This is a genomic window from Colwellia sp. Bg11-12 (assembly GCF_014076955.1).
Lineage (GTDB): Bacteria > Pseudomonadota > Gammaproteobacteria > Enterobacterales > Alteromonadaceae > Colwellia_A.
In genome coordinates this window covers 20,177-42,011 of record NZ_JACGUZ010000058.1, presented here as the reverse complement: position 1 = coordinate 42,011, position 21,835 = coordinate 20,177, and the positions used below count along the sequence as shown (strand labels likewise).

Here is a 21,835-nt window from a genome sequence, read left to right as displayed (position 1 = left end):
CCTTAACTTTATATTTAGGGCAATTGTTCTATTTTTTAAGTCTTGCGCCTTCATTTTAATGACAAAAGCATGACTGAATGCCCGAATACATCGGTGTTTTCAGCAATAAAATTTTACTCCGAGCTTTTTTTTGATATAGTAAACGATAGTTGTCGTATTAAGAACCCTCTAATTAGGTTGTAATGTGTTGAAAATCTTAAAAAAGTTCTATTTACAGTTACCAAAGCAGCACAAAATAATTATTAGCTCATTCAGCATGATTATGTTGGTATTGCTCCTTATCCCCTCAGAAAAGGCAACAGCGAGTCGTCAAACTGACGATGCATCACTTCAAGTAGGCAAACGTTATCCGTTAGCTTTACCCGCGCCTCAAGATATAACCATAGAGACTGTTACTAGTGATGTTCAGCAATCAATACCTGAAGAAAAAATAGCAACTAACATAACGCATATTGACGAGTCGCTAAGCTGGACAAACGCAAAAGTACGTAACGGTGACTCACTAGCTAAAGTATTCAAACGTTTGGGTTATAGCGCTAGAACAACATACGATGTTAGCTCAGCAGAGGGTAAGTACAGTAAATTATTGAAAAGAATTAATGTCGGTGATGTATTTACAATCGGCCAAAACTCCGCGGGTGATCTTGCAGCACTGACCTATCCGTTATCAAAAACTGAAACATTATATGTAAAATTACAGGCTGATGGCAGCTACCTGTCAACTAAAGAAACTAAAACGGTTGAAGTACGAGAGACCATTGCCCATGGTGTTATAAAAAGTAATTTCTGGAATGCCGGTATAGAATCAGGTTTAAGCGATGCACAAATCATTAACCTTGCTAATATCTTTGGTTGGGATATCGACTTTGCTTTAGATATTCGTCAAGGGGATAGTTTTCATGTTGTCTTTGAAAATCGTTATGTCGATGGCGATCACATTGGCACCGGAAAAATTCTTGCTGCTGAATTTATTAATAAAGATGACCCTTTTCAAGCTATTCGCTTTACTGACGGCGAATATTACTCGCCCGATGGAAGAAGCATGCGCAAAGCTTTTTTACGGGCGCCAGTAAACTTTAGGTATATTAGTTCAAACTTCAAACCGAAACGCTTTCATCCTATTCAAAAACGCTGGAAGGCTCATCGTGGTACTGATTATCGAGCAAATAAAGGCACGCCTGTTGTTGCTGCAGGTAACGGTAAAGTTACTCACTCAACCTATAATAAATATAATGGCAATTACGTATTTCTTCAGCATGGTAATGGCATTGTCACTAAATACCTTCACTTTTCCAAGCGAGCGGTGAAAAAAGGCCAACGCGTAAAACAAGGTCAAGTCATTGGTTATGTAGGCTCTACCGGAATGTCTGAAGCATCACATTTACATTATGAATTTTTACTGAATGGCGTACATCGTAACCCTCGAACAGTAAAATTACCTGATGCTAAGCCGATTAATAAGAAATATAAAGCTGAATTTGCCGTATTATCAAGCCAGCGTTTAATGGAGCTTTCAGGCTCTAGACAAGCATTATTGGCTATGCAAACCCATTAAACCCTCAGCCCAATAATAATTGCGAGCAAAAATGGCACCAGCTAAGTTTTATATTGGGTTAATGTCCGGCACCAGTGCTGACGGTATCGACCTAGCACTTGTTGATTTTAATGCTGGGGATGTAGCGTTAGTTGCGAGTTATTATCAAGCTTATGATAATACGACAAGGCAGCATATTACTGAGCTTTATCTGCCGAGCAATAATGAAATAGATAGAGCCTTCTCACTTGACATAACACTAGCGCATCAATTTAGCGACGCGATTAAAGCGTTACTCAAACAAGAAAAATTAGCCCCTGATGATATTATTGCCATTGGTAATCACGGACAAACTATTCGTCATCGCCCTACTCCAAATTCAGAGATAAAATCGCCTTTTACTTTACAAATAGGTTGTAATCAAACCTTAGCCGTATTAACAGGTATTAGAGTTATTGGTGACTTCAGAACAAAGGACATCGCTTTAGGCGGACAAGGAGCCCCTTTGGTGCCTGCATTCCATCAATTTTTACTCCCTCCGACTCAACGCGATACATTTTTAGTAAATATAGGTGGCATCGCTAATCTTACTTTTCTTCCCAAAAAAGGTTCAACAAGAAACGTATTAGGTTTTGACACAGGCCCAGGAAACGCACTGTTAGATGCATGGTGTTTTAAGCACTCTGGCAATAGGTTCGACCATAATGGCGACTGGGGTAAATCAGGAACGATTAACCAAGCACTATTAATGCAATTATTATCTGATGATTACTTTTCACGGTTAGCTCCCAAAAGCACAGGCCGTGAATATTTCACCTTGCAATGGTTAGAACACTTAATCGCGCCTTTTAAAATAACAGCGGTTGATGTACAAGCAACTTTAACGGCCCTTACTGCTTGCTCTATATCTGCAGAAATTAGAAAAACATCAAATTCTGCTGATGTATACTTATGCGGAGGAGGTATTGAGAATATTTTTTGTTATAAGCTTATAAAACAAGACCTTAATACTTTTAATGTTAATAAGATACATGCACTAAAGCTGAATAATAACGCACTTGAGGCTATGGCATTCGCTTGGCTGGCATTCGCTTATGACAAAAAAATCTATGGAAATATCCCAGCAGTCACAGGGGCTAGAAAGTCGGCAGTACTTGGTTGTGAGTTTTTTGCTTAATTCACTCTAGACCTAATTCACTTTATCTTTATAATAAAATGTTCCTGTTGAAATTAATATGCTCATTCAGCGGATTAATTGAACTAATCATTTCATTGTAAATCTAAGTTACATAGGGTTAGTTATTCAACATCAAACCAGTAATTTAGGCGAGGAGGATCAATGAAATTTAATGATATTCATATTGGCATGAAGTGTGGAAGTAAAAAAGGCAGCGGCACGGTAACCTGGATTGACGGTTCAACGCGCACTATTTACATGGCAAATACAGAAGAAAACAATAGCTTTGAAGTAGACTTTGAAGAAATCATAGAAGACCCTCAAGCGCACAATATAAAAGATGCTTATTACTAAGAGAAATTATCACGCTAAGCTTGTCATAAATAGACCTCTTATATTAAGAGGTTTTTTGCCCTTAAAGTATCCCCCTTTTCATTAATTCTTATAAAAACCTTAGTTAAGGCTTTATTGCGCTATTTAAATTTTATAAAGTAAGAAACGTGCTGAAATCACACGCTTCCTTCTATGATATCGGTCTTTAACAGGCATATTACATTTTAAATTGTGATAACTGCTGGTTAAGTTCGTAAGCTAATTCAAGTAACTGCTCACTTATTTCTTTACCTCTTATCGCATCTTTACTCGACTTTTCTGCAACATCACTGATATTGACAACATTGACATTAATTTCATCCGCCGCTAAATTTTGCTGCTGAGCGGCACTAGCAATTTGTGTATTTAAGTCATCCAGCTCGGTTATTTGGGAAGTAATTTCAACTAATAAACTGGCAACATTAGTTACATCCTCTGCTTTCTCATTCGCTTGCTGACTTACATCATTCATAGAGCTAACCGCATTACCTGCGTCGACTTGTAATCCTCTGATCGTCAGTTGAATTTGATCAATAGATTCTCTTGTACGTGTGGCTAACGAACGAACTTCATCAGCAACAACCGCAAAACCTCTCCCTTGTTCACCGGCTCTTGCCGCTTCAATAGCTGCATTTAAAGCCAATAAGTTGGTTTGCTCTGCAATACTCGTAATGACCTCTAGCACGCCACCTACTTCATGAGTTTTATCGCTTAGAGCAGCTATCATAGCGGTGTTATCAATCACTTTATCACGTAATAAACCTATGCCCTCTTTTGCTTTTTCAACTAATTCTAACCCTTGGGTTGCCTTCTCACGAGCCAAGACTGAGTTCTCTGCTGCTGTTTGTGTATTACGATGTACCTCACTTGCTGAAGTATCTAACTCATTAATAGCCGCTGCAACAGAGTCTGTACCATTTTTTTGATTAAGAACAGCTTCCCGCATTAAATTAGAAATTTCATCAACACTTTTTGCTGAATCAATTAATTTATCTGTCGCTGATGATATGGAGACAAAACTGGTTCTAAATTTTGTCATCATGCTATTTAGTGCCACACTAACCGCACCTAATTCATCGTCATGATGTACTTTTATTTCTTGATTCAAATCTAAGTTATGCTCAACATCGTTAATAGTTTTTCTAAGCCGCTTAAGGCGACTAAAAATTAATTTTTTTATTGTTAAACTTAATAACCAGAAACTCACAATAGTAATAACGAGCTGTAAAATACCCGCTTGAGTAATAGAACTCATAATTTGCTGGTCAACTTTAGAGAGATCATACGTAACTTTTACTGCGCCTAATATTTCATTCTCTTTAACCTGATGGCACGTTAAACAGTTAGTGCCACGGTAATCAGAACTTGCGCGGATCGGAGAAATAAAGCTCATCATACGTTTGCCATCACGTTCAAAAAGATCATACGCTTTAGTACCACTTATGCCTTGACGTTCAAAGTCATCAACGGCCTTTTGATCGTCAAAACCTTCACCAAACGTGTTAACTAAAGCAGGTGCCCTTATAATGCGCGCTTCTACAATTTCATCTTGGCTTTGAATTTTGTTTTGTATTAACTGACGATTAGCTATCGTGCCTGTTAACATCATGGTGTTCACAGAATCAAAATAGTTGAGGGCTAAACTTTCTAGGTTGCGTTCAACAAAGTTTTCGCTTAACTCTTTTTCATCATAATAGAAAAATATGACCGTTGTACTTAAGAATGCTATGGCGATAAGTACTAGCGCAGCATTAATCTTTGCCGCTAATGATAATGTAGAAAACATAAAATCACTGAATCCGATAATAAAAACAAGTAGGCTCACTCTATATTATTGCTATAACAAAACATTGATGTATCTCATGACAAAGTCAATTAACGCGCGCGAGTAGCAAATAATGATATCAAGACAACCTTGCAAAAACATATTACTACTTGGGGTATTCAGTAAGATTTAGCGCAAAAAAAACCCAGCAGTTACGCTGGGTTTCATTAGTATTCAATGTCTAAGTTGACACTAATAGTTTTATATCATTTAAAAAGGAATATCATCATCAAAATCTATCGTAGGCTCTTGTGGGTTAACTTTAGGAGCTGATTGTTTTTGTTGTTGCCCTTGGTTAGCAAAACCGCCTTGTTGTTGTGGTGCTGATTGCTGAGAATAGCCGCCTTGCTGTTGTTGTGGAGCTGCTTGCTGAGAATAACCACCTTGCTGCTGTGCTGGTTTGTAAGCAGGTTGTTGGTTTTGTTGTGGTGCTTGCTGAGAATATCCACCTTGTTGCTGAGCTGGCTGTTGTGGTGTTTGCCCAGAAAATCCACCTTGCTGTTGTGGAGCTTGTCCAGAGAAACCACCTGACTGACCGCCAGAAGCTTGGCCACGTGAATCTAACATTTGCATAGTACCATTAAAGCCTTGTACAACAATTTCAGTGGTGTACTGATCTTGGCCTTGCTGGTTTGCCCACTTACGCGTTTGTAAAGCGCCTTCAATATAAACTTTTGAACCTTTTTTAAGGTATTCGCCAGCAATTTCAGCTAACTTGCCAAACATAACAACACGATGCCATTCTGTTTTTTCTTTTTGCTCGCCAGTTTGCTTATCTTTCCAGGTTTCAGAAGTTGCGATAGTAAGGTTAGCAACCCCACCACCATTAGGCATAAAACGTACTTCTGGATCTTTACCTAAATTACCTAAAATGATTACTTTGTTAACACCGGCCATGAAAAAATCCTATCTTTGTGCGTAAATGTTTTATTTACTGATTTACGTTATCGACAAATAGTAATTAATTTATCGATGCAATTTTAAAAAGTGGCAATGATTCTACCACCGTGAGTAAAAAATTTCTTTGAGTTTTACTGCATTTTTAAATTTTTTTTTGATTATTTTAAACAAAAATTATTCCGCTATAAAAAGGTGTGCATTCATTTCTATCTTTATGTTCTCTGGAATTTGTAAAGACGATTGATTTTCAAAACAAAAGTGCACCATAACAGCAGTTCCAGAGGCGCACTTAGTGTTTTTTTGCCACGCTTCTTGATAAACCGTAAACGATGAACCACCAATGCGACCAATATAGGTACGTATTTCAACTTCTTTGCCATAGTAGAGCTGAGCATGAAATTCAACATCAATTTTAGCCAAAATCAACTGCCAATCGCTTGTATCTAATTCAGGCATAAAAAAACGAAAAACGGGATCTCTCGCTCCTTCAAACCACACAGGTAATAAAGTATTATTTACATGACCTAGCGCATCGGTGTCACTAAATCTTGGCATTAATTTTTCACTGAACATTGAGTATTTTCCGCAGGCTTTAAATAAGACTATTTTACATTTTTTTTCATTCGGGTGAAGTAGACTCACGAAGTTAATAGAATATAACCTATTGCTATGGTATTTTTATCGATAATATTTATTGATCGTTATCAAAATCATGACTGACTTTATTGAAGTATACCCTAATGCCCTTTCTCAAGAATTTTGTAAAAAATTCATTGATGACTTTGAACAAAGCCCCCATAAAAATGCAGGACGCACCGGTGGAGGTGTTGATATAAGCAAAAAAATTAGCCAGGACATTTATTTAAATCAACATGCTGAGTTTCAACCTGCACTAGCGACTATTTTGCAAGCTTGCATCGATCATATTACGGCGTATGTAACTAAATACTATTTTAGTTTAATTAGCAGTATTTCTTTAACCGTACAGCACCCAGTGACAAAAAAACCGGTTCAGCTTACTGCTGATAATTTTGAAGAGGTCGGCAAGCCAAATTTAGTAAACTTGATACAATATTTATTTAGGCTTGCACCTATTAATGCCCAAAAATATTTACAAGGTAAGGGTAATTATAATTATTGGCATTCTGAAATTTTTCCACAGCTGGGTGAAAATAATGCCTTACACCGGAATTTGCTTTTTCTTATTTATTTAAATGATGTAGAGGACGGCGGTGAAACTGATTTTTTCTATCAAGAAAAAAGTATCAAACCCAAAGCAGGTACTATGGTTATTGCCCCTTGTGGATTTACGCATACCCACAGAGGCAATGTGCCCGTATCATCAGATAAGTACGTTTTAACTTCATGGATGTTATTTAATCCCGCAGATAAAATTTACACGCCACAATCTTAACAAGTAATGTATGTTAATTTATAAAAAGAGTTTCAACAAACGATCTATTTGCGCCATTCTTAATTTTTTCAATAATTTTTTAGGTTTTTCAGGATACTGATCTTGTGATTCAAGCTCTAAATAACTGGTAATTAATTGCGTGTGTTGATTAATTACGGTTAATTCTTGAGTAAACGCTGGTAGTAGCTTTTGATGTACATCGTCAATTAATAAACCATTTTCTAAATCTAATCCCCAAGCTCGAGGATTTAAATTATTGCCTGTTAATATATGCCAGCGGTCATCAGCAACAATACCCTTTAAATGAAAGCTATTACTTTCATGCTGCCATAAGCGAACTTTCAGCTTGTTGTTATCAATGTATTTTTGCTGTCTTTTGAGAAATGTCTTTAATAGTGTTTCATAAATATAGGGAATAATACCTATCATGGAAAACTTTTCTTGGTCAGCAATAAAGAAATCATTGGCCTTTTTATCGCCAATAATAATAGTAACTTCGACACCACGCTTTAATGCTGAACGTATATCACGCATTACCGGCTTAGGTAAATTAAAGTAAGGAGTAAAAAGTACTAAACGTTGATTAGCTAAGCGAATAGTTTCGCGAATCTTTTGATTTAGTTGATTTTTTCTACGACCAAAGCCAATCAGTGGTATTACCGATAGTTCTTCTGCTGAATATTGTGGTTGCTGAGCATAATAATTAAAACGTACGGTTTTTAATGCAACTTTTAGCTTCGATATTATATTCTTTATTTGAAGTTTATTCGGTAAAACATCAACATTTAATTGTGGCGCTAATTCACTTTTAACGAAGGTTTGTTGAAGGAAGTGACAAAAGCTTTCACACAACGCTGGAGACTGAATTTGATAATAACGGTCTAAACGATATTTTTCATCTTGGTGTAAGTAAATATCATTAATACTCGCACCGGTATAAAGTAAAGTGTTATCGAAAACCATACCTTTGAAGTGCCAAACACCCATCAACTCTTTGCGTTTAACGGGGACACCGTAAATAGCAATACTCTCACTATATTGTGCAGCCAATTCAAGGTAAAAGTCTCGATTACCTTGCCCAGATGTATCACCAATTAACCCCCGTTGTGCGCGATGAAAGTCAACGAACACTTTAATATCTAATTTAGGATTAATTTGCTTAGCTTGGTGCAAGGCATTTAAAACTTGCTGGCCCGCATCATCGTTTTGTAAGTATAACGCCGTTATATAAATACGTGATTCAGCGTTTTCGATTAATCTAATCAAGGCATTTGCATATTCTTTTGCACTTGATAACACAGTAATATTTTCAGCTAAAAGAGGAATACCCGCTAACACTTTATTCATTCAGGAAAATCCACTTAATTTATGAATACATTAATTTAACGGGCAATAATACCTTATTTGTTCAAACAGTCACTTTATTTCGATAGGTCATCAAGTTTAAATTGTGACAATTGCTGCGAAAGGTGGTCAGCCAGTGCTAATAATTGCTCGCCTGCACTTGCCGCATCTTTTGCTGACTGCATAACCTGGTCTGCATCTTGGGCAATACTTTCTGTATTTTTTGCCATTTCCTTAACCATAACACCTTGTTGATTAACCGCTGTCGATATTTGCAAAGTTGCTCCAACAATTTCATCAACATTGTCAGTCACTTCTGTAAAGGTCGTTTTTACAAGTAACGTTTTTTCAACGCCTTGTTTAGCCATAGCAACACCTTGGTGCATCGCTTGCACAGACTTACTGGTTCCTGATTGTAATAATTCAATAATACGTTGAATTTCGGCTGTAGAATCTTGGGTACGACTTGCTAATGTTCTTACTTCATCGGCAACAACAGCAAAACCACGCCCTTGCTCACCTGCACGTGCCGCTTCAATAGCAGCATTTAATGCAAGTAAGTTAGTTTGATCGGCAATTTCTTTTATAACATTAACAAATTGACCAATATCATTACTGTAGCCCGCTAATTCATCAATAATACCCGCAGAAGTATGTACATCTTCTGAAATGTTATTAATGGCTTGTGCGGTGTCACTGATAATACTACGGCCTTGATTGGCATGTGCACTGGTTTGTTCCGTTAATTGCAGCGTTGCTGTTGTATTGTCGCAAATCACCTGAACCGAACCACTGACTTCATTAATCGACTGAACAACGTTGTGTGTATTGTTCTGTTGTTGCGAAATACTCCGCTTCATATGATCAGTAAGTTGATGAATATTGTTTGCCGAAGCGCGTAATTTACTGATGTCGCCACTAAACATAGCCAATAATTGGTGTATCTTTTGCTGCATTTGGCTAAAATTCTTGCCAATGTCGCCAAGCTCATCAGAAGCGTTAACCAATAACTGTTGAGAAAAGTTTCCTGTGCCTAAGTTTTCCGCAGCCTTATTAATGGCATTAACATTATGGATTAACGAATGATAAATCCCCATCAACAAATAACTGATCACCAAAATAACCACCATCAGTACTATGGCCAAGATCCACAGCGTTTGTTCACTCTTGTGTGTTAGTGCTTGAATTCTTGTTAATAATAAGCGGTCACTTATTTTGAGTAAGCTTTCTGTCAATTGATAAACTGTATGAGCAAATTGAGTTGCTTGCTCTTGATTTAACGAAATATTATCAGGGTCGATCATTTGTTGATGCAGCATTTGCTGATATTCATCAAGTTGCTGATTAAAACTTTTGTGTTCAGGTAAATACAAAGACAATTCATCACCAGCAACCCGCTTAAGCTGTAGGGTCGTTTTATCAAGTTGCACTTGTAATTCATCGAGGCGTTTATCAAGCGCGACAACTAGAGTGTAATTTTCAGCGTCAAAACCATTACCAATAATTTGTGCACTGACTGATTCAATGCGTTTTAAGTATTCTAATAAAGCGGGAATTCTTTGGCTACTTGCCTCTGCAAGATAAAAGGCGATGGCATCGTTTTCTCGGGTTAAACCACTGAGTGCAGCGAGGCGTTCACGTATTGATAAGCTTTGTTCATAAACAACTTGGTAAGCTGCGGTTTGAGTTGAACTTTCACCGTCAAGCAAACCCTGCCAATTTTTCGATAATGCAGAGACTGAAACCTCTGGCGGTAAAGTTAATTGTGAAATTTTGCTGGTAACCGAACTACGTTGGGCTGCTTGAAGCCTACTATGGGCAATAGCTTGCTCAAGTTTTACTGCTTGCTGTATCTGCGTTAATCCAAGCAACTGTTCTTGATGCTGCGTGATTAAGCCACTTTGCTCTTGGACTATCCACCATGAGCCAAAAAAAACAGGAATGAAAAACATGCTGGCTAGAAGGATGAATTTGGCTTTAAAACGTAAAGCATTAGAAAGTGATATTGCGGGTTTCAGAAATGCAGACATAATTACTCTTATTTTTATAGGCCAACGTTATGCGGATGTATTTAAGCATAACAGTTGACCATAAATAGAGCGGTTTTCTTTCAAATTATTATTTATATAATGAACAAGTAAGCTAAAACGTAACGTTAAATAACCGCGGCCAATTCTGCGGCTTGACGAATAGCTCTTTTCGCATCTAACTCAGCAGCCACTTTAGCACCACCAATTAAATGTAGCCCTTGTTCAGCACCTTTACTACTTTCTAGTTGGTGATACAAACCACGCTGTGACTCTTGTCCCGCACAAATAATAACGTGTTCAACATCAAGTACTTGCTCTTTGCCATCGATTTCAATAGTTAATCCCGCGTCATCTATCTTCTTGTAACTGACACCCGCTAACATTTTTACACCATTGTTTTTCAACGTAGCTCTGTGGACCCAACCGGTAGTTTTCCCTAACCCTGCCCCCACTTTTGTTGCTTTTCTTTGTAATAAATAAATGTGACGAGACGTTTTTTCATTAAGCTCGACTGTCGACTTATCTAATAACGCGCCATTACTTTGATAGCTTTGATCAACACCCCAACTCTTTAGCCATTTTTCTTTGTTGTTCACTAAAGGACTCTTTTCATGCTCTTCCGCTAAGTAAACAGCAACATCAAAACCGATACCACCAGCGCCAATAATGGCAACATTTTGACCTATCGGTTGTTTATCGCGTAGCACATCTAAGTAGTTTTTTACTTTTTCATGGTCGATACCTTCTATATCGAGTTTTCTCGGTAAAATTCCTGTTGCAACTACTATTTCGTCAAATCCCCCCTTTACTAAATCATCGGCGGTCGCTTCGGTTGATAAATGTAATTTAATATCAAGCAAGCTAATTTGTTTATTAAAATATCTAATTGTTTCATAAAACTCTTCTTTACCCGGAACTTGCTTGGCAAAGTTAAACTGACCACCAATTTCACTCGCACGATCAAAAATTTCAATTTTATGACCTCGTTGGGCCGCGTAAACACTAAAGGCTAAACCAGCAGGACCTGCACCTACAACGGCTATTCGCTTATTTTTTATGGCTTTTTCAAAAGTGAGTTCCGTTTCATAACACGCCGTAGGGTTAACCAAACAAGAAGCGCGTTGTTGCTGAAAAACATGGTCTAAACACGCTTGGTTACAACCGATACAGGTATTAATTTCATCACTTTTATTTTCAATCGCTTTTTGAACAAACTCAGCATCCGCTAAGAATGGTCGCGCCATTGATACCATATCGGCTTGCCCTGATGATAAAACTTCTTCAGCGATCTCTGGTGTATTTATACGGTTAGTCGCCACCAATGGGATAGAAACTTCTTGCTTCATTCTCTCAGTGATCCAAGTAAATGCAGCACGAGGCACTGAAGTAGTAATTGTCGGTATACGAGCTTCATGCCAACCAATGCCAGTATTAATTAATGTCGCTCCAGCGGTTTCAACAGCTTTTGCCATGGTTACGACGTCTGCCCAGCTATTGCCGCCATCAACAAGATCGAGCATAGATAGGCGAAAAATCAGAATAAACTTTTCACCCACTTTTTCTCTTACCGCTTTTATAATTTCAATGGCTAAACGCATACGATTTTCTACGCAACCACCCCACTCATCGGTTCTTTTATTAACCCGGACACATGAAAATTGATTAAGTAAATAACCTTCAGAGCCCATAATTTCAACACCGTCATAACCCGCTCTTTGTGCTAATAAAGCTGAATGAGCAAAGTCTTTAATCGTGCCTTTAATTTGACGAACTGACATCGCAGAGGGTGTGAAAGGGTTTATAGGTGACTTTACTTTACTTGGCGCAAAACTAAAGGGGTGATAAGAGTAGCGGCCCGCATGTAATAATTGCAGACAAATTTTTGTTGGGTATTGATGAACAGCCTCAGTAATTTTTTTATGTTTAGCAACGTGCCAAAATTTACTGAGTTCACAGCCAAACGGCGTTAAGCGCCCTCGAGCATTAGGACTAATGCCGCCAGTAACGATTAAACCAACACCGCCTTTTGCACGTGCTTGATAAAAAGCCGCTAATTTATCAAAGCCACCTTTTTCTTCTTCAAGTCCAGTGTGCATTGAGCCCATCAGAGTACGATTTGCTAAGGTGGTAAAACCCAAATCTAATGGGGCTAATAAGTTAGGAAAGGCGCTATTGGCTGTTTTAGTTGTCATAGTAGTTCACTTTATCGGGATTGTTTTGATGGTCAAACCAGTTATTATCATTATAAAGTAGACGTTTATAGTGATAAATTCAAGTACTATTTTGACAGCTGTCAGATTAGAAATGTATTTACTAAAAAATTCAAGTCAGTATGCTAAGCGTTATGAATAAACAGAAAATAATTAGCGATATTCTTACCCACTTATCACAAGAATTATCCGCTATAAAAACAGCCGCAAACAATGCTCACCTTGCCGCCACTGATGATCAGTCTGTCGCTGAAACTCAGTACGATACACTTGCTATTGAAGCAAGTTATTTAGCTGAGGGGCAATCACGTCGGGTAGCTGATATTCAACAAGCAAAACAAGCGATTGAACAATTGGTGATGCGAGACTTTCACAAAGAAATGCCCATATCATTAGGGGCAATGGTAGCCGTGTCACAAGATAATGATGACAAAAAGTGGTTCTTTATTGCGCCGGCTGCCGGTGGTTTTAAAGGTGTAATAGATAAAAAACACTATACGGTGATCACACCAAGCTCTCCGATGGCAAAGGCATTAATGGGGAAATTCATTGATGATGATGTCGAGTTAATGATTAATGCGAACAAACATCATCACGAAATAATGACTATTTATTAAGGGAAACTGATGAAAGATAGCTTTAAGACTAGATATTAACCTACATTTTTCTCTAGCTGAGGAGCCAGTGAAATAAAGGCTTCTTTTTTCTAGCTAAACTCTAAATATCTAAGTACCTGCATCTATGCAGGTACTTAGAGTAACCGATAATCTTAGGGATTCAACGCTGCTTTGATGTCAGCCAAGTTAACCACTTTGTCGTCAACTTTAAGATAAACAACCGACTCTTCTTGAACCAGTATTGCTTCAATAACACCTGGAAATTCAATTAATTTTTCAGCCACTTGATTAGCTTTTTCTTTGCAATTAATACTGGTGGTAAAAGTATAACTCTTTGATTTTTTAAGTGGTTTCATACTCATTGCGGCAAAAAACCATAATAAAGTAATGAATGACATCACTAAAAATATGGCTTGTTCGCCAAATTGACTCGCAACAATACCGCCAATAATGCCACCGGTAAAAGCACCTAAAAATTGGCTACTCGAATAAATACCCATGACGCTACCTTTTACGCCAGCAGGAGCAATGCGTGACAAAATAGATGGCATGGTTGCTTCTAGATAATTAAAGGCAGTAAAAAACATCACCACCAACAACACTAACGTCCAGAAGCCAAGTGGTAAGTACCAGAGTAAGAGTAGCGATGCCGCTAATAATAAAATAGCGGCGGAGAATACCTGTTTTTCTTTTTGTTTTTTAATCGCCATGATCATAAAAGGTACCATCAAAACGAAAGAGCCTAATAAAGCGGGTAAATATAATTGCCAATGTTGCTCAAGTGCTAAGCCACTGGCAACAAACTGTTTAGGCAAGGTAATAAAACAGGCTGTTAACGCCATATGAAGAATGAACACGCCCCAATTTAAACGTGATAATTCGGGGTGACGAATCAGTTTACTCAGCTGTTCAGGTAAAGCAACACTGTCACCTTTAGGTGCCTTGTTAACTGAGTTGGGTACCATGAATTGAATCATTACCATGGCTAAAATAGTGAGTACGGCAGTAAACCAGAATAAACCACTCAGGCCAAACGCTTGCGCAACAATAGGCCCAAAAACCATTGCTAAAGTAAACGATAGTCCGATAAACATACCAATAGTCGCCATAACTTTTGGACGTTGCTCTTCTCGGCTCAAATCAGCGGCTAATGCCAGCACGGCGCTTGCAATAGCGCCAGTGCCTTGCAAGGCTCGACCAAACACCACACCATAAATGGTGTCAGACATCGCAGCAACAACACTGCCTAAAAAGAAAATCACTAGGCCAAATAAAATGATAGGTTTTCTGCCATATTTATCTGACAAAATACCCATAGGGATTTGTAGCATGGCCTGAGTTAACCCATAGGCTCCAATAGCTAAGCCAATCCAAATAGGACTAAAGCCAATAAGTTGTTCGCCGTAAATAGCAAATACGGGCAAGATCATAAAAAGGCCAAGCATACGTAAGCCAAAAACGGCGGCTAAAGAAAATGCGGCTTTCTTTTCAATACTGTTTAAACCTGTCGTACTCATGGGATTCTCTATCTAACGTGTCATAAAAAAGCGAAAATTCGCGCTATAGTAGCACGACAAAGTCCTGAAACAAAAATAGAGATTATTACTGATTATTGCCGAGTAATTATGCAATAATACTTGGTCAAACTTTACGTGGAATAGCGATAGCGAATCTATTGAGTTTGTTCACATTCGGAGAAACTTATTAAAGTGGATATTTATGAAAAACATTGAAGTACGTGGCGCTAGAACGCATAACCTGAAAAACATCAGCTTAGATATTCCTAGAGAAAAGTTAGTCGTTATTACGGGTCTTTCGGGTTCAGGTAAATCATCACTCGCTTTTGATACCTTATATGCTGAAGGACAAAGACGCTATGTAGAGTCACTTTCTGCTTATGCTCGTCAATTTTTGTCACTCATGGAAAAGCCTGATGTTGACCATATAGAAGGGTTATCGCCGGCTATTTCAATTGAACAAAAATCAACTTCACATAATCCTCGCTCGACGGTCGGTACAATCACCGAAATTTATGATTACCTTCGATTACTTTATGCTCGTGTTGGCGAACCGCGTTGTCCGACCCATCACCAGCCTTTAGCTGCACAGACAAATTCACAAATGGTGGATAAGGTTTTGTCGCTTGAAGAAGGCACCAAGGTAATGGTGCTTGCCCCTGTATTGCAGGGCCGAAAAGGTGAACATGTAAAATTGCTCGATAATCTTGCAGCACAAGGTTACATTCGCGCGAGAATCGATGGCGAGGTTTGTGACTTATCAGATCCTCCAACGCTGGAGCTTCATAAAAAACATACCATTGAAGTGGTTGTTGACCGATTAAAAGTACGTGACGATATTCAACTTCGCTTGTCTGAGTCGTTTGAAACCGCATTAAGTTTAACCGCTGGCACCGCTAAAATTGCCTTTATGGACGAACCTGATCGTGAAGAATTAGTTTTTTCAGCCAACTTTGCTTGTTCAAAGTGTGGCTATAGCATGCAAGAACTCGAACCACGGCTGTTTTCATTCAATAATCCTGCTGGCGCTTGTAAAACATGTGATGGGTTAGGTAATCAACAATTCTTTGACGCTGCTCGGGTTATCACCAACCCTGAACTGAGTTTATCAGGTGGTGCAATACGTGGCTGGGACAAACGCAACTTTTACTATTTTCAAATGCTACAAGCGTTGTCAGACCATTATAAGTTTGCCCTAGATAAACCTTTTGAAAAATTATCCAAAAACGACCAAGACGTTATTCTCCGCGGTAGTGGCAAACAAGAGATTGAATTCAAATACATGAACGATCGTGGTGACGTGATCGTTCGCAAGCATCCTTTTGAAGGCATTATCAATAATATGGAACGCCGTTTTCGTGAAACGGAGTCAAATGCGGTTCGTGATGAATTATCAAAATATTTAAATAGCCAGCATTGTCCTGATTGTAATGGCAGTCGTTTACGCCTTGAGGCGCGAAATGTATTTATTGCGGATACGCCCTTAACTGCAATTGCCGAGCTTTCTATTTCTGACGCCCTAGCCTTTTTTGAAAACTTAAATTTATCAGGTCAAAAAGCACAAATTGCAGAAAAAATTCTTAAGGAAGTGTGTGAACGCTTAGGTTTCTTAGTTAACGTTGGCTTAAATTACCTGAATCTCTCACGTGCTGCTGGCACTTTATCTGGGGGTGAAGCGCAACGTATTCGTTTAGCAAGCCAAATAGGTGCTGGTTTAGTTGGCGTAATGTATGTGCTAGACGAACCATCAATTGGCTTACATCAACGCGATAATGAACGTTTGTTAAAAACCTTAATCCACTTACGTGATTTAGGTAACACAGTAATTGTGGTTGAACATGACGAAGACGCCATTCGTGCCGCCGATTATGTCATCGATATTGGCCCTGGGGCCGGTGTTCATGGGGGTGAAATTATTGCTCAAGGCGATGTAAATGATATTTTAGCCTGTGAGAATTCGCTAACCGGGCAATACCTTTCCGGCAGAGAGGCCATTGAAATACCGAAAGTTCGTGTTCCCTTTGATAAAAAGAATGTTATTGAACTTAAAGGAGCAACAGGTAATAACTTAAAAAATGTTGATTTAATCATTCCTAATGGTTTAATGACTTGTGTGACCGGCGTTTCGGGCTCTGGAAAATCAACCTTAATTAACGATACCCTATTTAAACTTGCTCACATTGCATTAAATGGCGCAACCACACAAGAACCTGCACCATACAAAGAAATTATTGGTTTAGATTTACTTGATAAAGTGATTGATATTGACCAAAGCCCGATTGGCAGAACGCCACGTTCAAATCCTGCAACCTATACCGGTATATTTACCGCTATTCGTGAAATTTTTGCTGCGACGCAAGAGTCACGTTCAAGAGGCTATAAGCCAGGCCGTTTTAGTTTTAACGTAAAAGGTGGACGTTGTGAAGCTTGTCAAGGTGACGGTTTAATCAAAGTTGAAATGCATTTCTTACCTGACGTTTACGTACCTTGTGATGCCTGTAAATCAAAGCGTTATAATCGTGAAACCTTAGAAGTAAAGTATAAAGGCAAGAGTATTCATGAAGTGCTTGATATGACTATTGAAGATGCTTTAACGTTTTTTGCGCCCATACCCGCTATTAACCGTAAATTACAAACACTAATGGATGTTGGCTTAAGTTATATTAAATTAGGTCAATCGGCGACTACCCTTTCGGGTGGTGAAGCACAACGTGTTAAATTATCGAAAGAGTTATCAAAGCGTGACACCGGTAAAACCCTCTATATTCTTGATGAACCAACAACCGGCTTGCATTTTCACGATATTAAACAATTGATGCATGTTATTCATCGTTTACGTGACCATGGCAATACCGTTGTAGTGATAGAACATAACCTAGACGTAATAAAAACAGCAGATTGGATTATTGATTTAGGGCCTGAAGGTGGTTCTGGTGGTGGCGAAATTCTAGTGTCGGGTACGCCTGAAGACGTTGCGAAACATAAAACATCGCACACGGCTAGATTTTTAAAGCCTTTACTCGATAAGCAATCAGCTAAAAAACGGAAATAAATCTTAACAAACAAAAAGGTGCGTTAACTTGGTATATTGCACCTTTTGTCGTTAAGATAGCGTTACTTAATAGACCATACTACTGACAACATAAATGACGGATCATCAAACTCAACCATCATGGCAAAACCCATTTATTTATCTGCTTGCTTTTTGTAGCGGCTTTTGCATTATGGGCATTGAACTTTTAGGTGGTAGAATTCTTGCGCCTTTTTTTGGCAGTAGTGTTCATATTTGGGGCAGTATAATTACCGTATTTATGTTGAGCCTATCCTTTGGTTATCTTGCTGGCGGTAAGTTGTCGACAAAAAATGCTTCTTTAAAAAAATATGGTTTAATTTTTGTATTAGCTGGCATTACCATTTTACCCGTTGCATTTTGGTCAACGGGCATTATGGAAATAATATTCCTCAATGTTGAAGACTCTCGCTATGGCTCTCTACTTGCCTGTGGCGCATTATTTTTCATACCCACCATTATTTTGGGTATGATATCTCCGTATTCAGTACGTTTATTAGTTACCGATAAAGATAGTAGTGGGCAAACAGCGGGCAAACTTTACTTTGTGTCTACCTTGGGCAGTGCTTTGGGTACGATAATCACTTCATTTTATTTTGTGCTGTTTTTTGAAGTAAACAACATCATTACGGTGTTTAGTTCAGTATTAGCGATACTCGGTATCTGCGCTATTTTATTAAATAAATCAGTCAAGCCACTTCACATTAATACAGCAGGTGTTGTTCATGAATAAATTATGCAGTTCAATAGTTATACTTGCTCTGGTATCTGCCGTTTTTTCGACGAATGTTTTTGCTGAAACTGTTCATCAAGAACGCTCTTTATACCGGAACATTTTGGTTGATGATCAAGGTGATTTACGTTGTTTAAAATTTAATGTTAAAACAAGTAAAACCAATCAAAGTTGTTTTTATAAAAGTGACCCGCACCGTTTAGTGTTTAATTATACCAAATTACTTTTTTCTGGATTGCTACTCATTGAAGAGCCCAAGAACATTCTTATTATTGGTTTGGGTGGCGGTACTATGTCAAACACCCTGCAGCAACTCTATCCGACCAGTAAAATTATCAATGTTGAAATAGACCCTGCTGTTGTCAAGGTCGCTCGAAAACACTTTGGCTTTTTCGAAAACCAACATGTTTCTTCTGTTATTCAAGATGGAAGGATTTTTATCAAACGTGCACTCATCAAAAAACAACAATACGATTGGATAATTCTTGATGCATTTAACGGTGACTACATACCTGAACATTTATTAACACAAGAGTTTTTACAGGAAACTAAAGATCTACTCAGTCCGAAGGGGATATTAAGTGCTAATACTTTTTCAGTGAGTGAGTTATATGCACATGAGTCAGCTACCTATAAAAAAGTGTTCGGCGACTTTTATAATGTACGGAACTATAAAAACACTAATCGCATTATTTTAGCCACTAAAAGCCAATTACCGAGCTTTGCATTAATAAATCAGCGAGCAAAAAAATTACAGAATCGTTTAACACCTTTCAATGTCGACTTATTAGAAGTAAGCCAACAAATGACGTCAACAAGCATAGAGCAAGACTGGTCAGAAGATACTAAGTTACTGACTGACCAGTTTTCACCAGCGAATTTATTGAATAATTAAACCTTTAATTCAAGATAAATCAGTAGGAAATCATGTTTATCACTTGCGATTTCCGCGTCGAGCAAATATGATGAGTTAATTAAAATTATATCAATAATAAATTGAAATAAATCAGTAGTTATTCATTATCTTCCATTTCGGTAATTTTTTGAATTTACGATTAACTTCTATTGTTTGGGAATATTAAACATGCGCTTGGCTTTACTCGCTCTTACCATAAGTTGTCTTTCATTAAGTTCGTTTACTCATGCTTTTGAAACCACTTCATCCAAAAGTACAACGGTTGAAAGTTTAGAAATTGAATTAAGTAATAAAGAAACTCAGTACAGTGCTTTTATCACTGCTTTAGATGATTTGAATGCACAAGTTACGGCAGAAGAAGATCGCTTAACCCGCTTACGTGCACAAGGTAAAGTATTACAAACGCTTCGCCAAGAAGCGTTGCTTAATATGAATGAGCAATATGAGTCGATGGTTGATAACCCAGAGCAAGATATTGCACAATCACAGAATGATTATCGTCAATCTATTATCAATCAAACACAAAATAAAAATGCCATTAAAGCAAGTATCACTAATTTGTCTGACGCTAAAACTGAACTAGCAAAAGCAAATATTGACCGTTTCACTCTTGCAAACAACCGTGAAGCTTTAATTGAAGAAATTCGTATTGCCCGAGTTAAGCGCTTACGTCGTGAATTTGAAAAACAAGATGAACTCGAAGTTTACCAAGTTGTTACCTGTGACACTCAAGAGACTCTTAATAAATGTATTACCCGTGGTAATCGTTTAGCCAAACAAAAAGCATCAAAAACATTTTTAGATAAATTGTTTAATGTTGCAACTGAATCAAGTTTGATTAATCAATACAAAAAAGATTCTGCTGCGCAAGTTCGCTTAGTAAAACATAAAGTTAAAGCGGGTGAGTTTAGTGGTCAAGGTAACTACGGCACAACTATTATTGTTGAAATGCAAGGCTCTTTACCAAATAACGAAGCCTGTGTGTTATTGAATATTTCTGCGCGTTATTGTGGTTATCAAGAAGGTCAACCGTCGAACCCTGTTGTTGATGAAACAGCAAACTCTCAGCAAACAGCTGGCCTTAGTGATGATACCTTAATGTATGAATTAACCGTTCGTTCTGATCAGTACGACGATGAAGTTTTTATTGATGGCGTAAGCTACGGCTCAACAAAACTTTCAGTGATGCTTTCAGCTGGTCATCATGATATTAATGTGACCAAGCCAGGTTACAGTGATTATCAACAACAGATTCGTTTATCAAAAAACACGCTCATTAAAGTAGAACTGTTAAAAGCGGCGATCAACCTAGCTAATGGTGAAAAAATTCAAGATATTTTACCTGGTGATGAATTAGGGCCAGAATTAATCGGTGTACCTGCTGGTCGTTTTCAAATGGGTGATATGAAAGGTGCTGGTTTAAGCAACGAGAAACCTGCTCGTGGCGAACAAATTTTAAAAGCATTCGCCATTGGCCAAAACCAAATCACGGTAGGTGACTTCAAGCGATTCGTTAAAGAAACAAATTACGTAACCGAAGCTGAAAGTACCAATGGCTGTGCTGCTTTTATTGACGGCGAACCAAAATATAATAGTGTATTAAACTGGCGCAACCCAGGTTTCAGCCAAGCAGATGATCATCCTGTTGTATGTGTTAGCGATATTGATAGTAAAGCTTATTTAACTTGGTTATCAAAGCAAACAGAACGTGAATATCGTTTACCTAATGAAATGGAGTGGGAATATGTTGCTCGCGCCGGTAGTGTAGAAAATTACTGGTGGGGTAATGACATTGGTAATGGTAAGGCGAATTGTGCCTATTGTGGTAGCAAATGGTCAAACCGTAGCACAGCGCCAGTAAAATCGTTTAGAGCCAATAAATTAGGTTTATATGACACAGTAGGTAATGTTTGGGAGCTAACGAATGGCGATAAAGTTGTTGCTCGTGGCGGTGCTTGGAACTTTGCCCCTAAATTAGCCCGTACTTCAGTACGTTTAGAGTTATCTTCAGGATTTCGTTCTAATTATTTAGGTTTTAGAGCATTACGCGAAAATTAGTCGCCAGCCTAAATAAATCCAAGGAGCTTAATCGCTCCTTTTTTTATACCTTAAATTCACCAGAGTTAAACTGGTTAAGACCTCAATTGATAAATAATTTATTTTCACAAGCATGAGT

At 38.1% G+C, this 21,835-nt stretch carries 16 protein-coding genes; 9 read left to right on the top strand and 7 right to left on the bottom strand.

Features of this window, described 5'->3' with window-relative positions; genetic code table 11:
* Window positions 1–193 precede the first annotated feature (193 nt).
* The 3 genes from H4J39_RS05725 (at window position 194) to H4J39_RS05715 (ending at window position 3,065) form a co-directional block, all read left to right on the top strand.
* Complete coding sequence (locus H4J39_RS05725) at window positions 194–1,555, top strand: peptidoglycan DD-metalloendopeptidase family protein (protein ID WP_182226472.1); 1,362 nt, start codon at window positions 194–196, stop codon at window positions 1,553–1,555.
* Window positions 1,556–1,586: 31 nt separating this feature from the next.
* Window positions 1,587–2,711, top strand: coding sequence for an anhydro-N-acetylmuramic acid kinase (locus tag H4J39_RS05720; protein WP_182226415.1), 1,125 nt, complete (start codon window positions 1,587–1,589; stop codon window positions 2,709–2,711).
* Window positions 2,712–2,873: 162 nt separating this feature from the next.
* On the top strand, window positions 2,874–3,065 hold the full coding sequence (locus H4J39_RS05715) for a hypothetical protein (RefSeq protein WP_182226413.1): 192 nt from the start codon (window positions 2,874–2,876) through the stop codon (window positions 3,063–3,065).
* 196 nt (window positions 3,066–3,261) lie between these two features.
* Here the strand turns inward: H4J39_RS05715 and H4J39_RS05710 are convergent, their stop codons facing one another.
* The 3 genes from H4J39_RS05710 to H4J39_RS05700 form a co-directional block, all read right to left on the bottom strand.
* Window positions 3,262–4,869, bottom strand: a complete 1,608-nt coding sequence (locus H4J39_RS05710; protein ID WP_182226411.1) for a methyl-accepting chemotaxis protein — start codon at window positions 4,867–4,869, stop codon at window positions 3,262–3,264.
* A 249-nt stretch (window positions 4,870–5,118) separates the two neighbouring features.
* Entirely contained in the window at window positions 5,119–5,805 is a 687-nt protein-coding gene (gene ssb / locus H4J39_RS05705) for a single-stranded DNA-binding protein (RefSeq protein ID WP_182226409.1), read from the bottom strand.
* 177 nt (window positions 5,806–5,982) lie between these two features.
* A complete protein-coding gene (locus H4J39_RS05700; protein ID WP_182226407.1) occupies window positions 5,983–6,381 on the bottom strand; it encodes a thioesterase family protein in 399 nt (132 codons plus the stop codon).
* Between the two features lie 139 nt (window positions 6,382–6,520).
* Here H4J39_RS05700 and H4J39_RS05695 point away from each other — a divergent pair, with 139 nt between their 5' ends.
* A complete protein-coding gene (locus H4J39_RS05695) occupies window positions 6,521–7,222 on the top strand; it encodes a 2OG-Fe(II) oxygenase (protein ID WP_182181488.1) in 702 nt (233 codons plus the stop codon).
* An 18-nt stretch (window positions 7,223–7,240) separates the two neighbouring features.
* Here H4J39_RS05695 and pssA read toward each other — a convergent pair whose 3' ends face one another.
* The 3 genes from pssA to H4J39_RS05680 form a co-directional block, all read right to left on the bottom strand.
* Window positions 7,241–8,569: a CDP-diacylglycerol--serine O-phosphatidyltransferase gene (gene pssA, locus H4J39_RS05690; protein ID WP_182226405.1), complete on the bottom strand. Its 1,329-nt coding sequence runs from the start codon at window positions 8,567–8,569 to the stop codon at window positions 7,241–7,243.
* A 74-nt stretch (window positions 8,570–8,643) separates the two neighbouring features.
* On the bottom strand, window positions 8,644–10,596 hold the full coding sequence (locus H4J39_RS05685) for a methyl-accepting chemotaxis protein (RefSeq protein WP_182226403.1): 1,953 nt from the start codon (window positions 10,594–10,596) through the stop codon (window positions 8,644–8,646).
* A 125-nt stretch (window positions 10,597–10,721) separates the two neighbouring features.
* Window positions 10,722–12,788 carry an NADPH-dependent 2,4-dienoyl-CoA reductase gene (locus tag H4J39_RS05680; RefSeq protein WP_182226401.1) on the bottom strand — a complete coding sequence of 689 codons (2,067 nt, stop codon included), beginning with the start codon at window positions 12,786–12,788 and terminating at the stop codon, window positions 10,722–10,724.
* Window positions 12,789–12,940: 152 nt separating this feature from the next.
* Here H4J39_RS05680 and H4J39_RS05675 point away from each other — a divergent pair, with 152 nt between their 5' ends.
* Window positions 12,941–13,423 carry a GreA/GreB family elongation factor gene (locus tag H4J39_RS05675; protein WP_259368765.1) on the top strand — a complete coding sequence of 161 codons (483 nt, stop codon included), beginning with the start codon at window positions 12,941–12,943 and terminating at the stop codon, window positions 13,421–13,423.
* A gap of 152 nt (window positions 13,424–13,575) precedes the next feature.
* Here H4J39_RS05675 and H4J39_RS05670 read toward each other — a convergent pair whose 3' ends face one another.
* Window positions 13,576–14,940, bottom strand: a complete 1,365-nt coding sequence (locus H4J39_RS05670; protein WP_182226397.1) for an MFS transporter — start codon at window positions 14,938–14,940, stop codon at window positions 13,576–13,578.
* A gap of 202 nt (window positions 14,941–15,142) precedes the next feature.
* Between H4J39_RS05670 and uvrA the strand changes: the two genes are divergently transcribed.
* The 4 genes from uvrA to H4J39_RS05650 all read left to right on the top strand — a co-directional run bounded on the left by uvrA (window position 15,143) and on the right by H4J39_RS05650 (window position 21,717).
* Entirely contained in the window at window positions 15,143–17,992 is a 2,850-nt protein-coding gene (gene uvrA / locus H4J39_RS05665) for an excinuclease ABC subunit UvrA (RefSeq protein ID WP_182226395.1), read from the top strand.
* 94 nt (window positions 17,993–18,086) lie between these two features.
* Window positions 18,087–18,743, top strand: coding sequence for a fused MFS/spermidine synthase (locus H4J39_RS05660; RefSeq protein WP_182226393.1), 657 nt, complete (start codon window positions 18,087–18,089; stop codon window positions 18,741–18,743).
* Window positions 18,736–19,638, top strand: coding sequence for a spermidine synthase (locus tag H4J39_RS05655; protein WP_182226391.1), 903 nt, complete (start codon window positions 18,736–18,738; stop codon window positions 19,636–19,638). Before H4J39_RS05660 ends, H4J39_RS05655 begins: the two co-directional genes overlap by 8 nt.
* Before the next feature lie 189 nt (window positions 19,639–19,827).
* Window positions 19,828–21,717 carry a formylglycine-generating enzyme family protein gene (locus tag H4J39_RS05650; protein ID WP_182226389.1) on the top strand — a complete coding sequence of 630 codons (1,890 nt, stop codon included), beginning with the start codon at window positions 19,828–19,830 and terminating at the stop codon, window positions 21,715–21,717.
* Window positions 21,718–21,835: the final 118 nt, after the last annotated feature.